We start from the raw sequence: 18,392 nt of genomic DNA on the forward strand, positions 1-18,392 counted from the left end.
CGCTTCTGTCATATGTTAGAAGTCATAGTTTCGGCGCTCCCGGCGCCGCTGGCAAGGGGGCGCACTTTTGCGGATAATGCTTTTTTATCCAGCAGGCTGATCATGAACGACGCAATTTCCCCCAGACAACTCGATACACGCGGGCTTATGTGCCCTGAACCGGTCATGTTGCTGCACAACGCAGTGCGCGACATCGACAATGGTGAGCTCCTTGAGGTGTTGGCCACAGACCCCTCCACCCAACGGGATATTCCCCGATTTTGCAGCTTTCTTGGCCACGAACTGGTGGAAACAAGCGAAGAAGAGGGTATTTTCCGCTATCTGATTCGTAAACAGACTTCAGCCCTCAGCGGTTGATTGCCAGCCTGATTGACCGGGCCGCGACTGACATGCCCCCAGCACCTCCTGCCAGGCTTCACTGTGAGCTGTCAGTTGGCGTTGGTAGCGCTCCCACAAGGCCGTATTCTCACCCACCAGCGTGCCAAGGTACTGCGCGGTAGCAACGGGAATGGCGGGTACTTTTTGCAAATGCGTGATGTTTTCCTGCCAGGGTTGGCCGAGGCGTTGGATCTGCGCCATGTATGGCTGAATCTCACCGGCGTAAAACAGCACGAAGACGTTCAGCAGAATACGCGAGCGCGAGGTTGGTTGGCCCATGGGGCATAGTCGCAGGGCCGCGGGGCTGTCGAGCATGGTGGTCGCCTGCTCCAGGGTATGGGTCATTCGGCTCAGGCTGTGGATCAACTGGCTACTACGCTCGCTCAGGTGCAGGGCCTGAAAATGGGCTTCCAGCTCAGGCTGGGAAGGAGGGAGCTGGTCTGGCAAATCCATGCCGATTTGGGCCAGTTCCCCCAGAGCCACAATGCCCTGTCGGTCTTCCAGTGCGTGTTCCTGAACGGGTAATGGCTCGCCTGCGAACCGTAGGTAGTACTCGAACTCTTCGCTGGCATTCAGGGCATTCCAGAAAACAGCAGACAACTGCGCGCGCTTTTGTGCAGCCAGTTGCTGCAGTTCGGCGATCAGCTCTTCACGGTCGGGGTCATCCGAGAGAACGACGACACAGTCCTCTATGGCACGGATCAATTCACCTTCAAAGGCCAGCCTGTGAGACCAGGGCATAACCTTGCCGAGAATGCTGTTGCGTTCACTGACCCTTTGCTGGAGCGCCTTGCAGCTGCGTGTGTCGACAAGAAGTTCAATCAGACTGATGCGCAGGGGCTCGATGGCGATCACCCGCTCGCGGCGCTCGGGCAATCGGTACTCGCTCAGCTTCGCGGTATCGTACTGAGCGTGCTCCTGCTCGAGCACACGGCCCAAACGCTCAAGATAATTGTCCATTTGCTGCACAGCAGGGGGCGAACGCTCGCAACCGGCAAATAACAGGCACAAGGCTATGAGTGTCAACGACGTACGCATCGAGGTTCCTCGAACTGGTATGGCGCGAGTATGGCACGCAGCGCCGAACCATATAGCAGCCACCCGTTACCGAAGTTTTCCGGCACTGCCCCAGGGCTGGCGCCGTTTGCGCGCTGCGCTGACCCAGTAGAGGCGCAGCGACAAAAAAACAGCGGCAGCTGTCAGGCCGATAATCAGCCCCTGCCAGAATCCGACCGGACCACGCGCCGGCCCGACCATGTCGGTCAGGCCCAGAATGTAACCGCTTGGCAGACCGATCGCCCAGTAGGCGGTCATGGTCAGCACCATCGGCAGGCGAGTGTCCTGGTAACCGCGCAGCGCGCCGGCACAGGCCACCTGTATCGCATCTGAAAACTGATAGAGGGCCGCATAGAAAAACAGCAGCGAGGCGAGTTGGATAACCTCGGGGTTGGTGGTGTAGAGCAGGGGTATCCAGTCGGCCAGGCCGAGCATGATGGCCGCAGCGATGAAGGCAAATACCAGCGCCACGCCCAGGCCCATCTTCGCGGCAAAAAGCCCGGCCCGGGCTCCGTTGAGGCCCAGGTTATGGCCAACGCGTACGGTAATCGCCAGGCCCAGACTGAAAGGCACCATGAAGGTCAGCGAGGAGAAGTTCATGGCGATCTGGTGGCCGGCGACGACGATCGCCCCCAAACCGCCGATCAGTAGCGCGATCACGCAGAACATGCTGGTTTCGGCAAAGAGCGCCATACCGATTGGTAGCCCGAGCCCCAACAGGTGGCGCTGCTCACTCCAGCGCGGCCAGTCAAAGTGCTCGAACAGTCCGGTCACCGCGTAGAGTTTCGAGCGTTTCAGATAGATCAACATGCAGCCCAACATGAACCACATCACCAGCGCCGTTGCGACGCCGCAGCCTACGGCGCCCATCGCTGGCAGCCCCAGCTTGCCGTATACCAGTACGTAGTTGGCGGGCACGTTAAGAGCCAGGCCGAGAAAGCCGATCAACATGGTGGGTTTGGTTTGTGACATCCCATCGGTCAGGCCACGCAGGGCCTGGAACAGGGCCACTGCGGGAAAGCCGATCGCTACTGCTATCAGATACTCTACTGTAATCGGGATCAGCTGTGGCTCGACATCCATCCAGTGCATGATGGGTTCAACCGAGCTGAGAAAGACTGCGCTGAGACAACCGATAATCAGGCCCAGCCAGGCACCCTGGCGTACCAGACTGCCGGCATCGGCCAGGTGGCCACTGCCGTTGGCGGCTGCCACCTTGGAGGTGACGATCATCAATACGCCGGTCAGAAACAAAAAGGTGGGTATCCAGAATGCGTTTCCCAATGCCACGGCTGCCAGGTCCACGGCGCTGACCCTGCCGGCCATGGCAGCGTCGACAAAACCGAGCAGGGTATGCGACATCTGGGCGGCGATGATCGGCAAAGCCAGCCAGATCAGAGAGCGCAATTCTGTTACACTGCGGCGCCTGTAGGTGCCGGATTCGCGGGTGGTCATAGCCGGTTAGTCCGAGGAAAAGCGACCCATCCTAACAACTTGCCGAACATTGTCCAGCCGTCCATGACTCACGATTGCCAGGATCTGATCCGCCTCTTCAACGCCTGTTTTTCCGGCGATTACAACACTGTGCTGGTGGGTGGAAGTGCGGAGCCCGAATACCTTCCGGCGGACGAGCATCACCTGCAGCACCGTATTCTCTTTACCCGGGACTACTTTCGCAGTGCGCTACATGAGGTGGCCCACTGGTGCGTCGCTGGCGCGCAGCGTCGCTTGTTGGTGGATTTCGGTTACTGGTATGCGCCCGATGGCCGCAACGCTGATCAGCAAAAGGCATTTGAGCAGGTAGAGGTCAAACCCCAGGCCCTTGAGCTGCTTTTTTGTGAGGCGGCGGGGCACCGGTTCAGTGTGAGTATGGATAACCTGGGCGGCGAACGGACTGATCCGCAGCCCTTCATTGACGCAGTGCAGCGGCAGCGAACGCAATATCTGGTTGAGGGTTTGCCGGAGCGGCCGGCACGCTTTATTGCTGCGCTACGGGACTATTATTTCCCGGACTGCTCATCTGCTGTCGCTTTCGATACAGGGTACGTTTCATGCGCATAGTGGCTGACGAAAACATTCCTCTGCTTGATGGTTTCTTTGCCTCCTTCGGCGACATCATCCGGATGCCAGGTCGGGCCATAGACAGGGCAGCCGTGTCTGATGCTGATGTATTGCTGGTGCGCTCGGTGACGCGGGTGTCAGCCGAGCTTCTGGCCGGCACGCCGGTGCGCTTCGTTGGCACCTGCACGATAGGTACAGATCACCTGGATCTTGCCGGTCTGGCTGCTGCGGGGGTTCGGGTCGCCAGCGCGCCGGGCTGCAACGCGCGCGGTGTAGTCGAGTATGTCTTGAGTTGTTTGCTGACCCTCGCTGAACGCACGGGTGAGTCGTGGTGGGGCAAGACCGTAGGTGTGGTAGGTGTTGGAGAGGTGGGAAACCGCCTGATTACTACCCTTGAGGCGCTCGGCGTGCGCTGTCTGCGTTGCGATCCGCCGCGGGCTGATGCCGGTGAGAGAGGATTGATCGATATCGATCAGCTGCTTGCTGAAGCGGACGTCATCAGTTGCCATGTGCCTTTGACGAGCGAAGGTGCGTATCCGACCAGCCATCTGTTCGATGAGCAACGTTTGCAGGCGCTGAAAAAGGGCGCCTGGTTCATCAACAGTAGCCGCGGGCCGGTTATCGATAACCTGGCGCTGGCCAGGGTTCTGTCCCAGCGTCCTGATTTGCAGGTGGCACTGGATGTATGGGAGTACGAGCCAGAGGTGAGCCCAGCCCTTGCAGCCCTCTGCGCGCTGGCCACGCCGCACATTGCGGGTTACAGCCTGGATGGCAAGCTGCGAGGCACTGCCCAGATCTATGCTGCACTCTGTGATTTCGCGGGCGAGCCTGTTGCGGTGCGGCTGGAGGCTCTTGCTCCCAATGCCGGTGAGGCGACGTGGCAGGTAAATCCTGAGGTCTGCGCCGACTGGTTGCTGGCGCGAGCGTTACGCTGGGTATATGACGTACGAGATGATGACGCCCGTATGCGCCATATGCTGCGCACTGCTGCAGACGAGTCACAGCGCCGCGCCGGGTTTGATCAGTTACGCAAGATGTATCCGCTGCGCAGGGAAACCGGTTTGCTGGCTTTTGCTGGCTCGGATGTTTTACCTGTGAATGTGCAGAATGTGTTGCTGGCAGCGGGGTTTACACTGTCATGACAGAACAACCCAAACAACGTTTTCGCATTGGATTGATCATCAATCCGCTCGCCGGTCTGGGCGGGCAGGCGGCTCTCAAGGGGTCAGATAATGTTGCAGCTCAGGCTCTGGCGATGGGCGTCAAACCTCTTGCCATAGAGCGGGTTCGCAAGGCTTTGGAAGTCGTGCTGCCCCACGCCGAGCGTATTGAATTTATGGTGGCACCCGGTGCCATGGGTGCGGAGTTGGTCGCCGGAATGGGCTTTGAGCATCAGGTGGTCGGCAGTCTGAGCGACGGGGTCACAAGCGCTCAGGACACCATGCGCCTTGCGGAAGAACTGGTCACACAAGGGGTTGATTTGCTGCTGTTCGCGGGCGGTGACGGCACCGCACGGGACATCTGCAGCAGCGTGCCGGCGGGGCAGCTGGCGCTGGGTATTCCGGCGGGGGTAAAGATTCACTCCGGAGTCTATGCCGTCAATCCCCGCGCTGCCGGTGAACTGGTGTCGCTGCTGGTCTGTGGCGAGCTTGTGCGTCTCGGCGAGGCGGAGGTGCGAGATATTGACGAAGAGGCCTTTCGTCAGGGAAGGGTACGTACTCGTCATTTCGGCGAACTGGCGATCCCGGAGGAGGGACGGTTCGTACAGCAGGTCAAGCAGGGCGGCCGTGAGACCGAGACCCTGGTGCTTGACGATATCGCCGGCTGGTTGCAGGAAGAGGATGCGGACATCGGCTGGATCATGGGTCCCGGCTCGACCAATCTTGGTCTGCTGGAAGCCATGGGTCTGGAAGGTACTCTGCTGGGTGTGGATGTTTTGCGGGACGGCCAATTGCTCGCGGTGGATGCGACTGAGCAGACGCTGTGGGAGCTGCTTCAGAACGGCGGCGAATGGCGGATTCTGGTTACCGCCATCGGCGGACAGGGCCACATCCTGGGTCGCGGCAATCAGCAGATATCTCCGCGCGTTGTGCGTGCTGTCGGCACAGATAACCTGCTGGTAGTAGCGACCAAGACCAAACTCAAAACCCTGGCTGGCCGGCCTTTTCTGCTGGACAGTGGCGACGCTGAACTCGATCAGGAGCTTACGGGACTGCGAAGGGTGTTGAGCGGGTATCGGGAAGAGATGTTGTATCCGGCGAGTTGGCGGGCCTGAAGGCAGCGGCAAGCTGCAAGCTGCAAGCCGCAAGCCGCAAGCCGCAAGCTGCAAGCCGCAAGCTACAAGCGAACCCAAAAGAAAAACCCCCGTAGCTTCAGACTTCGGGGGTTTTTGGTTTTAACTTGCAGCTTGAGGCTTGCAGCTGGGGTGTTACCTGAACCCCGCCGTTTTCAGTGCGGCAATACGCTCTTCCAGAGGAGGGTGGGTCATGAACAGGGCTGCCAGGCCCTTGCGCAGACCACCGTTGATGCCGAATGCAGTCATTTCGCCGGGTAACTCGACCGGCACGCCTTGCTCGGAGCGCAGGTGCTCAAGTGCAGCAATCATGTTGCCTGCGCCTGCCAGCTGAGCGGCCGCGGCGTCAGCGCGAAATTCCCGTTGGCGGGAGAACCACATGACGATGATGCTGGCCAGAATACCCAGGATGATCTCGGCAAAAATAGTAGCAATGATAAAGCCGAATCCGGGACCGTCTTCGTTCTTGAAGATCACCCGGTCCACAAAGCTGCCGATGATGCGTGCAAAAAACATGACGAAGGTGTTTACCACACCCTGAATCAGCGTAAGCGTGACCATATCTCCATTCGCCACGTGTCCAATTTCGTGGGCCATCACGGCCTTGACTTCATTGGGGCTGAAGCGTTGCAACATGCCTTCCGAAACCGCTACAAGGGAGGAGTTGCGGTTCCAGCCAGTAGCGAAGGCGTTCGGCGCGCGGGAAGGAAAGATAGCCACTTCCGGCATGCCGATGTTGGCCTGCTTGGCCAGCATGGCGACGGTATCAACCAGCCACTGCTCCTGACGATTCTGCGGCGTTTCAATGACACGGGCACCGGTGCCGCGTTTGGCCATCCATTTGGATAGAAAAAGAGATACGAAAGCACCGCCAAAGCCGAACAGGGCGCAAAAGATAAGCATGCCGGTCAGATCGATGCCGCCTGCGGCGTCGCGTGTACCTATACCCAGCAAGCTGAGGGTTACGCTGGCTACCAGCAAAATGGCCATGTTGGTGGCCAGAAAAAGAACAATGCGCATCATGGACTACAGTCTCCTCAAAGGATCAAAGAGGTATTTGCCGACGTCTTCCCACGACGGCAATTACCCAAGTATTCAAGCGGTAATAATGGGTGTTTTCTGGCGGCTTTCAATAGGCCGTCTGTTGCAAATCGTGTGGCCATGTAAAGCGCTGACTTGCGTGCTAGACCGAGTCCCTGGGCAGGCCCTGCGCGGGCGATCGAAGGAAGCAAAGATGAGCCGTTTCCGCCATGCGAACAGACGAGCCGCTTGCCTTGGCGTCGCGTAACTGTTGCGCCAGTGTTGCCCGTTGGCGGGCTATGCTGGCGGGCAGGTTGGTATCGAGCATGTGCTTGGCCGGGGTACTGAGCAGCACGAAGGCCCGCTCCGTCAGGCAGCACTGGTCTATCGCTTCCTGACGAATGACGTCGGTGTAACGCAGGAAGCCCTCTTCTGCCAGCCAGAGCATGGCGCTGAAGCAGGCCTGGTGCCGTGGCGCCGGAACGCCAAAGGCGTCTGGTTCGTGCTCGCCAATCAGGTCTGCCACAAACAGCGTGGTTGGCCGCGGGAAGCTGTTGTAGAGCCCCAGCAGGATGCCGGCAACATCATGATAGAAGTCATCGATATGCAGGTCAGCCACATCTGTCTCCGCGTTGGGTAGTGTTGCTACTGGCGGTAGTGCTTGAGGAACTTGCCGATCCTGCCGATCGCCATTTCCAGGTCGTCCTTGCGGGGGAGAGAGACGATGCGGAAATGGTCCGGCCAGGGCCAGTTGAAGGCGGTACCCTGCACGACGAGGATCTTTTCCTGTAACAGCAGATCCAGCACCATCTTTTCATCGTTATGGATCGGGTAGACCTTGGGATCCAGTTTCGGGAAAAGATAAAGCGCGCCCTGGGGCTTGGTGCAACTGACGCCGGGGATTTCGTTCAGCAGTTCCCAGGCAGTGTCGCGCTGCTCCAGCAGGCGGCCACCGGGCAGAATCAGGTCGTTGATGCTCTGGTAGCCACCCAGTGCTGTCTGTATTGCATGCTGCGCGGGCACGTTGGCGCACAAACGCATTGAAGAGAGAATATCCAGGCCTTCTATATAACTTTGTGCCTTGTGTTTGGGACCACTGATAATCATCCAGCCGGAGCGGAAGCCAGCGATACGGTAGGATTTGGACAGGCCGTTGAAGGTCAGGCAGAACAGGTCCGGGGCCACTGCAGCCACCGAGTCGTGCTCGACGCCGTCGTAGAGAATCTTGTCGTAGATTTCATCGGCAAACATGATCAGGTCATTTTCGCGCGCAACCTGAGCGAGTTGTTCCAGCATGTCACGGGAATACACTGCCCCGGTGGGGTTGTTTGGATTGATCACCACGATCGCGCGGGTGTTTGGGGTGATCTTGCTGCGAATATCGTCGATGTCTGGATACCAGTCGGCCTGCTCATCACACAGATAATGAACAGCTTTACCGCCTGACAGGCTCACGGCGGCGGTCCATAGCGGGTAATCGGGTGCCGGAATCAATACTTCGTCACCATTATTGAGCAGCGCCTGCATCGCCATCACGATAAGCTCTGACACACCGTTGCCCAGGTAAATATCCTCAATGCTTACATTGGGGATGTTTTTGGTCTGGGTGTAGTGCATCACTGCCTTGCGTGCGGAAAACAGCCCTTTGGAATCGCTGTAACCCTGGGCTGTGGACAGGTTGAGAATAACGTCCTGCAGGATTTCCTCAGGCGCCTCGAAGCCGAACGGAGCAGGGTTGCCGATGTTCAGCTTGAGAATCCGGTGGCCTTCTTCTTCAAGGCGCTTGGCATGGCGCAGAACGGGCCCGCGGATGTCGTAACAGACATTGGCCAACTTGTGCGATTTGCTAACCTGCATGGTGCTTTCCTGGGGCTGTGCGAATGGGCGTAAAACCCTCATCATACGTTGTGCGGCCCTGACTGGGAAAGTCTGAATCGACCCCTTGAGGAGTAGATATGAACAAGATCACGAAGAGCGAGCAGGACTGGCGCGAGCAGCTTGACCCCGAGCAATACCAGGTGTGCCGGCTCAAGGGCACCGAAAGGCCGTTTACCGGTGCCTACTATGCCAATACCACGCCGGGGCGCTATCACTGCGTTGCCTGTGACGCCGAACTGTTTGATACCGAGACTCAATTTGATGCCGGCTGTGGCTGGCCGAGCTATTACGCACCCGTAAGCGAGGAGGTAGTGACCGAGGTGGAGGATTTCAGCCACGGCATGCACCGTACCGAGGTGCTCTGTAGCCGCTGCGACTCACACCTGGGGCATGTATTCCCTGATGGACCTCCACCTACCGGCTTGCGGTACTGCATCAATTCCGTTGCTCTCAGGCTGGATCCACGGGCTTGATAGCGTCACAGAACTTTGACAGGAGTGCGAACCATGACTGACACACCGGGCGACGCCCAGCAGAACGAAGTGCTGCAGATTCCCATTACCACAATCGATAACCGGGAGATTACCCTGGGAGAGCTGGGTGGTAAGGCCTATCTGGTAGTCAATACTGCCAGCAAGTGTGGCTTCACGCCTCAATACAAGGGGCTTGAGGAGTTATGGCAGAGCTATCGTGAAAGGGGCCTGCAGATTGCCGGTTTTCCTTGTAATCAGTTTGGCGGGCAGGAGCCGGGCAATGAAGAGCAGATTGCAGCATTCTGCGAGAAAAACTACGGAGTCAGCTTTCCCATGTTTGCCAAGGTGGAAGTCAATGGCAGCGAGGCTCATCCGTTGTTTCGCAAGCTCAAGTCCGATGCGCCTGGTTTACTAGGCAGCAAGGGCATCAAATGGAACTTCACCAAGTTTCTGGTAGACGGCCAGGGCAAGATAATTGCCCGATATGCACCCTCAACAGCGCCCGCTGACATTGCCAGGGACATTGAGCCCCTGCTCGATTGAGATAGGTTCAGGTTCCGTGGTCGCTGGGATCAGTCGGCCGCGGGAGCCTCCAGCCATTTGATCATTAACGCCTGCAGGTCCTCGCGCTTGAAAGGTTTGGCCAGATAATCGTTCATGCCGGCTTCTTCGCAACGCTGGCGATCTTCATGAAGGGCATTGGCGGTCAGTGCGATGATGGGTATGTTCTGCCAGCGGGGGTCTTCGCGCATACGTCGACTGGTTTCATAACCGTCCATCACCGGCATATTGCAATCCATCAGTACCAGGTCGAAGTCTTCCCGCTCCAGGCGCGCCAGGGCAGCTTCGCCATGCTCGGCAATGTCCACTTCATAGCCCAGGCGCGTCAGCATGCCGCGGGCAACCAGCTGGTTCACACTATTATCCTCAACCAGAAGAATCCGCTGACCGGTTGGCTTTGATTGGCTTGAATGTGTTTCCTGAACCTGGTCTGCAACGCCCATGCAGCGATCTATCGCTCGCGCCAGGCGCACTCGCGATGGCGGGCTGGCAACCTGCGCGCAAATCCCCATCTCCTGGCTATCTGCTCCACTGAGTTGCTCCGGGTAGGGGCAGACCAGGATACGAGGCAGCCCGGCTTGCTGGTTTGCCAGCGATCGGGCCAGGTCGGGGTGGTCCAGAATCCACAGATCGGCATCGCCTTTGCTCCCACAGGGCGCCAGCGCATCGGAATACTCCTGCAAGGTGCAGTCAATCTTCCAGTGGCGCAGTAACTCCAGCATTATCTGGCCCTGCAGGCGGCCTTCGTGACTCCAGATAATTATCCGACAATGCCTGGGGTAATCGTAACTGGCTTCGTGCTGGTGCAGGGTTATCGGCAGGGTGACGGTAAAAGTGCTGCCCTCGCCGTAGCGTGACTCGACTTCCAGTTTGCCATGCATGGCATCAGTCATGCTCTTGCACAGGGCCAGCCCCAACCCGGTGCCACCGAAACGACGCGATATCTGAGCGTCAGCCTGGGTAAAGGGCGAAAAAATACTGGTCAGTGCGTTTTGCGCAATACCTATACCGGTATCGCGCACGGTAATGCGTACCTGATGGCCGCTCGCGAGCGTGGGCTCCAGGTCGAGCCGCAGGTTGACGTGACCCTGCTCGGTGAACTTCAGCGCGTTGGATAGCAGGTTGCTGACGATCTGGCGGATGCGGGTCGGATCGCCCAGTACCAGGCCGGGCATAAGGGGGTCGATTCTACAGGTGAGTTCGACCTCCCGCTTGCCGGCGTTCTGGGATAGCAGGCTGGCAGTGTCTTCCAGCAACGCACCAAGATCAAAAGGAATCTGCTCAAGCTGCAGTTTGCCCGCCTCGAATTTGGACAGATCGAGAATATCGTTGAGCAGCTCCACCAGAACCTTGCCGGAATCGTAGGCGATAGTCAGTTGTTGGCGCTGCTCGTTACTCAATGGGCTGTCGAGCGTCAGTCCAATCATGCCCAGCAGGCCGTTGATCGGGGTGCGGATCTCGTGGCTCATGCTGGCCAGGAAGGAGGAGCGTGCGCGGGCCATGCTCAGGGCTTCTTCCCTTGAGCTTTCGAGGTCGCGATTGGAGCGGCGCAATTGGGCGTTGGTTTCCTGCAGCTCGGTGGTGCGCGCCTCGACAATGATCTCCAGTTCTTCCAGGTACTGACGCAGACGCTCCTCGGCACGCAGCTTCTGGCGCATATTGACGTCGATACTCTGTAGCTGGCGGTTGATCACTTCAACCAGGGCGCCGATTTCGTCACGCTCGTGGTGGGCGGGGCAGGGTAACCGGCTGCGGTCATCATCGCCGGTTTTCATGTTCAGCAGATCGTCGATCAGATGCACCAGCGGTTTGGTCAGCATGCCGTAGAACAGCACCATCAGCACCAGGGAGAGGATCAGGCTGAGGATGAATCCTGACAGCATGGTGAGGCCGGCGCGGCGCAGGAAGTTGGCACCCTGATGAAAGGTGTCGACTTCAATAACCAGATAACCAAGCAGCTCGTTCGGTGCATGATCGACATACAAGGGGCGGGAGTAGGTACGGCGGCGGTCGAAAAGGGCATCACTTACCGCCCGATAGGGGCTGCTCGCCATCGGACGGCTGACGCTGGCAAGAGCAATGGCGTTGTTGTCGATGATTTCCGCGCGCACCACGGGGGGAGCCTTTAGCAGGCCGTTGACCAATTCCAGGGCCAGCTCGGTGTCGATGTTGTAGGCGATTCGTGAAGCTGGACCGAGGCTGACGTTGATCTGTGCGCGAACTTCCTCGTCGATAGCTGTGTTCTGCGCCCGATAGTCCACTATTACCTGCACAAGCCCCAGCAGGGTGCCGAGGATGAAGGCAGCCAAAACCCCTAGGCGTGTCTGCTTGAAGGAGAGGCGGTCGGTGAAGCGGATGTTCATTAGCGTCCTGCCACTGTCGTCTGCCGTTCATGGTAGCCCAACTCTGGCTGGAGAGTCCGCTCCATGCGTGGCATTCTTCGGTTATTTGGAGACCAGTATGTCAGAAATTACTCCGCAGCAATTCATGCAGCGCATTCTGGGTCTGGTCGATCGGCTGGAAGCGAGTGTCAATGATGTTCATCAGTCTGTCGACTGGGACACGGTGACCGCTGCGCGCTGGGTGTCGCAAGGTGACGCAGGCTGGCTGCGGCCGCTGGCTGTCAGTCAGGACATGCGCCTTGACGACCTGCTGGGGGTGGAACGCCAGAAGGCTTTGCTGGAGGCCAATACCAGACAGTTCGTGCGTGGTGTTCCTGCCAATAACGCGCTGCTCTGGGGCGCCCGCGGAACTGGAAAGTCGTCACTGATCCGTGCGCTCCTGGCCGAGTACGCGGACAAGGGCTTGCGTCTCATCGAAATTGACAAGACTGATCTACTTCACCTGCCCGCCCTGGTGCGCGAGATCGAGGGCAGGCCCTGGCGGTTTCTGCTGTTCTGCGACGACCTGGCATTCGAGGCGGATGACAGTGCCTACAAGTCCCTGAAAACGGTGCTTGATGGAACGGTTGAGGCTGCACCTGACAATCTGCTGCTGTACGCCACATCGAACCGGCGCCATCTGCTACCCGAGCAGCGCAGCGACAATCTCGGTGCGAGCATGGTGGACGGAGAGCTGCATCCGGGTGAGGCGATCGAGGAGAAGATTGCGTTGTCTGACCGGTTCGGTCTCTGGGTGTCTTTCTACCCGTTTACCCAGGAACATTACCTGCTGGTAGTGCAGCATTGGTTAGACCAGCTCGCCAAGGAGCATCATCTTGAATGGGAATGGTCCGAGTCTTTGCAGAAGCAGGCCTTGCGGTGGGCGTTATCGCGTGGGAATCGCAATGGCCGCTGCGCCTACCAATTTGCCCGTTCCTGGGTAGGTAGTCAGTTGCTGGAGCAACAGCTCTAGCGGTTGCCCAGTTTGGCAATCAACTGATGCTCGGCCGGCAGCAGGCTGCTCAGGCTCGAGCGTGCGGTCATTCTTGCCAGCAGGGAAGAGAGACAAGGCCAGCGATCCTCATCAATCAACTCTCCAACGTGGGCCATGTTGATCAATTGAGAGGTGACTGCGATATCAGCGATGCTCATGCGATCGCCAAGAAAGAACGCCTTGCCGTTCAATTCCCTGGTGAGGTAGTCAAGCAGCGGTGGCAGGTGATCACTCAGAGCTGTGGCTACGGCCTGCTCATTTGTCCGGTTGCCCTTGAGTGGTTCGAGGAACCGCTCTGCAAATACCGTGAAGGTGGCGTGGGCGGCCAGTTCGTAATCGGCGTATTTTTCCAGCCAGCGGACCCGCGCGGCTTCGGCAGCTGTCTCTCCATATAAGGAGGGTCCGCCATAGGCCTCCTCCAGGTATTGCGCGATCACTGCAGAGTCCGCCAGTTTCAGATCGCCGTCCTGGATAGCCGGAATGCGCCCGAGAGGGCTGATGTCAAAGTACCAGTCGGGCTGTCTCATGGGTGCAACGATTACATGATCATGGGCAATCGCCTGTTCAGCGAGTTGAATGCGGATCTTGCGAACAAATGGCGAGAGTATTGCGCCGTACAGGGTCAGGGCCATGCGGGGAGGCTTCCGTTGAGGTTATAGGCAGAGCACAGCTGGACTGTATTAGCAGCCCCAGGCTATTTTGGAATCGGTAGGCTCAGTCGTCGTAGACGGCTTTCTTTTTCCATTCTTCGTCGTTCTTCTCAAGTTCCTGTAGACCGGCACTCAGTTCGCTGGATTCGGTTCCCGTTGCCTGTTCACTACGGGCAGTGGTATCGGAGGCCTGTTTGAGTAGCTCCTTGAAACGCAATACCTGAGCGGCCAGGGCTGGATCATTTTGCTGATGCAGGTAGGCTATAGCGCGCTCGTATTGCAATTTGGCTACGCGAGGCTTGCCCTGGCGCATGCCCTGTCTGGCCAGCACTTCGAATACTTCGAGGGAGGTGCTCAGCAGGTGCTTACGAACCTGGGCAGACCATTGCTGCAGCGTGAGTTGATCAATCATGCTGTCCTTCTGGGCCTGCTTGAGCAGACTGAGCAGGTTTTCAAGCATTAACCGCGCTTCCTTGGCCTGAATCTCACTCTCCATTTTAAGTGGCGGGTTGTCCACGCTCACCTCTGGCTTTTTCAGTTCCTGGCGCGCACTCTCGAGCATCTGTCTGGCCCGCTCATCCTTGCGGTCAAGGCGGGTTAGCTTTTCCAGCAGGCTGATTTCGATGCCGGTGAGCAGGACCTTGAGTTCCGGGCTCATGTATTGGCCGGGAAGATGTGCGTTTATGTTGCGACAGACTTTGAGGCGGGAGGCCAGTTCGGCAATGCTACGGGCACGCTCGATACGTGCGCGCTCAAGGCCGTGGCTGATAAAACCAATGCTCAACAGAATCAGCACGCCGCCTGCAACGAGCAAACCTATAACTAACGGAGACATGATCAATCTCTCTTCTTGGAAACTGGCACCGGGCATGATGCCGGCGGTGCCCCGGTGTAAACCCATGCCTGGGGTTGCCGGTTGGTTGTGCAGCAGGTCCCTGTGCTGCGTGCAAATCAGTCGATATACATTAGTATCAGTCAACATTAACCCAATAGTGGCACGGCGTCATCCAACTGGCGTCAAGTTGCAACAAGAAATGTCTATCCGTGATGGTTGGCAGTTGCAGAGCAGGTTTGCACAGGGGTTGGGAAATAAACCGGAAAAAGATGGACTTAGGGGTTGACGACAATTCAGTGCATGCCTAAAATGCGCGCCACTTGCAGCGAACAATGTTCAGCAAGAAAGTCGGGGTTAACGCCCTGATGATGAAAGACCGGGTAATGTCCCCTTCGTCTAGTGGCCTAGGACACCGCCCTTTCACGGCGGTAACAGGGGTTCGAGTCCCCTAGGGGACGCCATTCGGCGTCAGATTTGCGGGAATAGCTCAGTTGGTAGAGCACGACCTTGCCAAGGTCGGGGTCGCGAGTTCGAGTCTCGTTTCCCGCTCCATATGTAACAAATAAACCGCCCGAAAGGCGGTTTTTTTGTGCCTGTTATTCGGCCCGTGAGGGCGTGGCTCCACCTCGATCAAAGGGTTCAGCAAATCAAACCCGTCGAGATGGAGTTCGACATTCCCGGGAAACCGGCAATCCGAATTTAGGGGCTCTGAATCAGTTGCCTTGCCTGCTCCCAGTTGAATTCTTCACCGCGCTCTTCCGCTGCGGCACGGTGTTCGTCAATCAACTGGTATTGGGCTATTTCTTCGTCGGGCATGAAATGCAGACAGTCGCCCCCGAAATACCAAAGCAGGTCACGGGGTATAAGGTGTGCGATCTGAGGGTAGCGGCTGATGATCTGGCAGAGGATTTCCTGTCCGCTATACATCGCGTCGTGATCCCCGGCCTCGAGTTGGCCGATCATCTCGTCAAAGCGCTCCAGAAATAGAATATTACTCTCTTCGGGCACCTGCTCCATGAGCACGGATTGGGCGCGCAGGGTGTCGAACAGGCTCTTGAGCAAGGCCATGTGATAGCGGTGATAGGGTAGATCGGGATTCATAGTGGGACTCCTGAGGCTATGCCGCGGAGTCTAACAAAAAGCGCCAGTGCTGGCTTGCACTGGCGCTGGCAAAAGGACCCACCGGCGCTGATGGCCGGTGAGTATTGCTTACGCCGGTTTGGCGCTAGTAGCTTTGCGTTTCCTGGGTTTGGGAGTCATCTCTTCCTTGGTGAAGTCATCCACGGCAATAACCGCATCGCGGGCCACCCTGGCATCGCGGATCACCTTGGCGTCGTCGGCAGTGATTACACCTGCTTCCACCGCGGCATCCACTTCATCGGCTCCTGGAGCAATCTCCAGTTCCTTCTTGTGGATCGCCTTGCCAATACGCGCTTCCAGCGGATCGGCAGCGATGACCTTGTACAGGGTGTCGTTGACCAGGCCCGTGACATCGTCAGGGTCCTGGCTCTGATAGCAGCCATCGAGGAGACGATCCCTGGCCGCGCCGGGCGTCATCAGCCTTTTGGCCACTTCGGCGGTAACGCTGTCTGCAGGTGGCGACATGTGCCGTCCAAGCGGGAACACCAGTACCCTCAGCAGGACGCCCATGCGGGTATCCGGGAAGTTATGAATAATCTCGTGCATGGCCTGTTCTGTCTTGGCCAGCAGATCTTCCACGCCCCATTGTACAAACGGCAGGTCTTCCTCAGGGCAACCCTGATCCTGGTACTGCTTGAGCGTGGCGCTGGCCATATACAGATTGCTCAGGACATCGCCCAGGCGAGCCGAGATGCGCTCACGGCGTTTGAGCTCGCCGCCCAGAATCATCATGGTGACATCAGTGAGGGTCGCGAACGAGGCCGCCAGGCGCGACAGCTGCTGGTAATAACGGCGGGTATGCTTGTTACCTGGCGTTTTGACGAAGCGGGCGCCGGTAAGGGCCAGCAGGAAGCTCCCAGAGGCATTGCCCACGGCGAACCCGATGTGCTCGAACAACAGGTTGTCAAAGCGCTTGAGTGCGCGGCTCTCATCCTCATCCTGGGTGGCCTGCATTTCCTTGAGCACAAACGGATGGCAGCGTATGGCGCCCTGGCCGAAGATCATCATGTTGCGCGTGAGGATGTTCGCGCCTTCCACGGTTATCGAGATCGGCACGGCCTGATACGCACGCCCCAGGTAGTTCTTGGGCCCCATGCAGATACCCTTGCCGCCGTGGATGTCCATGGCATCGTTGATGCACTGACGCATCCGCTCGGTCAGATGATACTTGACCACAGCTGACAGCACCGATGGCTTCTCGCCCAGGTCTACTGCGCCGGCGGTCATGGTACGTGCGGCATTCATCACGTAGGTATTGCCGCCGATGCGTCCGAGTGCTTCCTGAATGCCCTCGAATTCACCGATCGGCATGCCGAACTGGCGACGGATGCGCGCGTAGGCTCCGGTCGTCATGCTCGCCATCTTGGCTCCGCCGGTGCTGCCGGCCGGCAGGGAGATGGAGCGTCCTACGGACAGGCAGTTCATCAACATGATCCAGCCCTTGCCGATCATCTCCTCGCCGCCGATCAGATAGCTGAGCGGGATGAAGACGTCCTTGCCCGAGTTGGGTCCGTTCATGAAGGCGGCGTTCAGCGGGAAATGGCGGTTGCCAATTTCCACGCCGGGTGTTTCGGTGGGGATCAATGCGAGGCTGACCCCACGTTCTTCCTCGTCACCCAGCAGCTTTTCGGGATCGTAAACCTTGAACGCCAGGCCCAGAATCGTCGCCACCGGACCCAGGGTGATGTAACGCTTGTCCCAGGTAACACTGAGACCGATAACCTCTTTGCCTTCCCACTGGCCTTTGCATACTACTGCGCGGTCAGGCATGGCGCCTGCATCCGAGCCGGCGTCGGCAGAGGTCAATGCAAAGCAGGGAATGTCTGTCCCGTCAGACAGTCGGGGCAGATAGTGATTCTTCTGCTCCTCGGTGCCGAACTGCATCAGCAGTTCCGCTGGCCCCAGTGAATTGGGCACCATCACGGTGGAGCCCAGGTCGCCACTGCGGCTGGCCAGTTTCATGGCAATCTGCGAGTGTGCATAGGCGGAGAAGCCCTTGCCGCCATACTCCTTGGGAATGATCAGGCCGAAAAAACCGTTGCTGCGAATGTACTGCCAGACTGGCTCGGGGAGGTCCTGCAATTCAGTGGTGACTTCCCACTCATCTGTCATGCGGCAAACTTCTTCTACCGGGCCATCAAGAAACGCCTTTTCTTCCTCGGTCAGCACCGGCTTGGGGAAGCTGTGCAGCTTGTTCCAATCAGGGCGGCCGGTGAAAAGCTCACCATCCCACCATACCGTGCCGGCCTCGAGGGCTTCCTGCTCGGTATCTGAAATCGGTGGCAGCACCTTCTTGAACCATTTGAACAGCGGCTTGCTTATTGCCGAGCGCCGCCAGTCTGGCATGTTGAGGGGGATTGCGATGCCCAGGAACAGTGCCCATAGCACCAGGTAGACCAGCCAGTGCGCGGAGGAAAATACCGTCATCGCCAGCAAGTAGACGCCAACAGCGATACAGCTGTTGAGCAGGCCGGCGCGCATGTAAGCCAGCACGGCTATGCCCAGCACCAGGCCGACGAGCCATAGCAGGATCATCATTCAACACTCCTTGATTACGTAAATTCAGATTCCAGCATAGACGCTAGAGCCCATCAAGGGTAATCGGCTGATGTAACTGAATGAGCGCAGGAGGTAAGAGCGGTGCTTGAAGAGGGCGGAAGGGACCCGCGGTT

17 protein-coding genes and 2 tRNA genes are annotated in these 18,392 nt (G+C 58.2%); 9 read left to right on the forward strand and 10 right to left on the reverse strand.

Features of this window, described 5'->3' with window-relative positions; all coding sequences use genetic code 11:
• Positions 1–102: 102 nt before the first annotated feature.
• On the forward strand, positions 103–357 hold the full coding sequence (gene tusA / locus IEV54_RS03335; RefSeq protein WP_150277244.1) for a sulfurtransferase TusA: 255 nt from the start codon (positions 103–105) through the stop codon (positions 355–357).
• Here the strand turns inward: tusA and IEV54_RS03340 are convergent.
• Positions 340–1,416, reverse strand: coding sequence for a DUF3080 family protein (locus IEV54_RS03340; RefSeq protein ID WP_150277243.1), 1,077 nt, complete (start codon positions 1,414–1,416; stop codon positions 340–342). The genes tusA and IEV54_RS03340 overlap by 18 nt on opposite strands.
• Before the next feature lie 66 nt (positions 1,417–1,482).
• Positions 1,483–2,889: an MATE family efflux transporter gene (locus IEV54_RS03345; protein ID WP_150277242.1), complete on the reverse strand. Its 1,407-nt coding sequence runs from the start codon at positions 2,887–2,889 to the stop codon at positions 1,483–1,485.
• A gap of 63 nt (positions 2,890–2,952) precedes the next feature.
• On the opposite strand from IEV54_RS03345, the gene IEV54_RS03350 reads away from it, so the two are divergent.
• From IEV54_RS03350 to IEV54_RS03360, 3 genes are read left to right on the forward strand one after another with little or no spacing between them, the layout of a single operon-like run.
• Positions 2,953–3,495, forward strand: coding sequence for an elongation factor P hydroxylase (locus IEV54_RS03350; RefSeq protein WP_150277241.1), 543 nt, complete (start codon positions 2,953–2,955; stop codon positions 3,493–3,495).
• A complete protein-coding gene (gene pdxB / locus IEV54_RS03355; protein WP_150277240.1) occupies positions 3,486–4,637 on the forward strand; it encodes a 4-phosphoerythronate dehydrogenase PdxB in 1,152 nt (383 codons plus the stop codon). The genes IEV54_RS03350 and pdxB overlap by 10 nt, the downstream gene beginning before the upstream one ends.
• Positions 4,634–5,770 (forward strand): ATP-NAD kinase family protein, encoded by a 1,137-nt coding sequence (locus IEV54_RS03360; RefSeq protein WP_150277239.1) that lies wholly within the window; start codon positions 4,634–4,636, stop codon positions 5,768–5,770. Before pdxB ends, IEV54_RS03360 begins: the two co-directional genes overlap by 4 nt.
• A 153-nt stretch (positions 5,771–5,923) precedes the next feature.
• On the opposite strand, the gene htpX is transcribed toward IEV54_RS03360, so the two are convergent.
• From htpX to IEV54_RS03375, 3 genes are all read right to left on the reverse strand, one after another.
• The gene (gene htpX, locus IEV54_RS03365) at positions 5,924–6,811 is read right to left on the reverse strand and encodes a protease HtpX (RefSeq protein ID WP_150277238.1); all 888 of its coding nucleotides are present in this window, start codon (positions 6,809–6,811) and stop codon (positions 5,924–5,926) included.
• 160 nt (positions 6,812–6,971) lie between these two features.
• A complete protein-coding gene (locus IEV54_RS03370) occupies positions 6,972–7,427 on the reverse strand; it encodes a hypothetical protein (protein ID WP_150277237.1) in 456 nt (151 codons plus the stop codon).
• Positions 7,428–7,453: 26 nt separating this feature from the next.
• Entirely contained in the window at positions 7,454–8,665 is a 1,212-nt protein-coding gene (locus tag IEV54_RS03375) for a pyridoxal phosphate-dependent aminotransferase (protein WP_150277236.1), read from the reverse strand.
• Positions 8,666–8,763: 98 nt separating this feature from the next.
• On the opposite strand from IEV54_RS03375, the gene msrB reads away from it, so the two are divergent.
• Both msrB and IEV54_RS03385 read left to right on the forward strand, forming a co-directional pair.
• Entirely contained in the window at positions 8,764–9,159 is a 396-nt protein-coding gene (msrB, locus tag IEV54_RS03380) for a peptide-methionine (R)-S-oxide reductase MsrB (protein ID WP_150277235.1), read from the forward strand.
• Between the two features lie 33 nt (positions 9,160–9,192).
• The gene (locus IEV54_RS03385) at positions 9,193–9,702 is read left to right on the forward strand and encodes a glutathione peroxidase (protein ID WP_150277234.1); all 510 of its coding nucleotides are present in this window, start codon (positions 9,193–9,195) and stop codon (positions 9,700–9,702) included.
• 29 nt (positions 9,703–9,731) lie between these two features.
• Here IEV54_RS03385 and IEV54_RS03390 read toward each other — a convergent pair whose 3' ends face one another.
• Positions 9,732–12,083, reverse strand: coding sequence for an ATP-binding protein (locus IEV54_RS03390; protein WP_150277233.1), 2,352 nt, complete (start codon positions 12,081–12,083; stop codon positions 9,732–9,734).
• Between the two features lie 97 nt (positions 12,084–12,180).
• Here IEV54_RS03390 and IEV54_RS03395 point away from each other — a divergent pair, with 97 nt between their 5' ends.
• On the forward strand, positions 12,181–13,074 hold the full coding sequence (locus tag IEV54_RS03395) for an ATP-binding protein (protein WP_223825415.1): 894 nt from the start codon (positions 12,181–12,183) through the stop codon (positions 13,072–13,074).
• Here the strand turns inward: IEV54_RS03395 and IEV54_RS03400 are convergent.
• Both IEV54_RS03400 and IEV54_RS03405 read right to left on the reverse strand, forming a co-directional pair.
• The gene (locus tag IEV54_RS03400) at positions 13,071–13,727 is read right to left on the reverse strand and encodes a glutathione S-transferase family protein (protein WP_150277232.1); all 657 of its coding nucleotides are present in this window, start codon (positions 13,725–13,727) and stop codon (positions 13,071–13,073) included. The two genes, IEV54_RS03395 and IEV54_RS03400, sit on opposite strands and share 4 nt — an antisense overlap.
• Positions 13,728–13,809: 82 nt before the next feature.
• On the reverse strand, positions 13,810–14,580 hold the full coding sequence (locus IEV54_RS03405) for a hypothetical protein (protein WP_150277231.1): 771 nt from the start codon (positions 14,578–14,580) through the stop codon (positions 13,810–13,812).
• Between the two features lie 385 nt (positions 14,581–14,965).
• Between IEV54_RS03405 and IEV54_RS03410 the strand changes: the two genes are divergently transcribed.
• Positions 14,966–15,041, forward strand: a tRNA-Glu gene (locus IEV54_RS03410).
• Between the two features lie 15 nt (positions 15,042–15,056).
• A tRNA-Gly gene (locus IEV54_RS03415) sits at positions 15,057–15,132 on the forward strand.
• Positions 15,133–15,279: 147 nt separating this feature from the next.
• On the opposite strand, the gene IEV54_RS03420 is transcribed toward IEV54_RS03415, so the two are convergent.
• Both IEV54_RS03420 and IEV54_RS03425 read right to left on the reverse strand, forming a co-directional pair.
• Positions 15,280–15,681, reverse strand: a complete 402-nt coding sequence (locus tag IEV54_RS03420; RefSeq protein WP_150277230.1) for a PA2817 family protein — start codon at positions 15,679–15,681, stop codon at positions 15,280–15,282.
• A gap of 108 nt (positions 15,682–15,789) precedes the next feature.
• A complete protein-coding gene (locus IEV54_RS03425) occupies positions 15,790–18,255 on the reverse strand; it encodes an acyl-CoA dehydrogenase (RefSeq protein WP_150277485.1) in 2,466 nt (821 codons plus the stop codon).
• Between the last annotated feature and the right edge of the window lie 137 nt (positions 18,256–18,392).

Origin of the sequence: Halopseudomonas salina, from assembly GCF_014637955.1 — a bacterium.
GTDB lineage: Bacteria > Pseudomonadota > Gammaproteobacteria > Pseudomonadales > Pseudomonadaceae > Halopseudomonas > Halopseudomonas salina.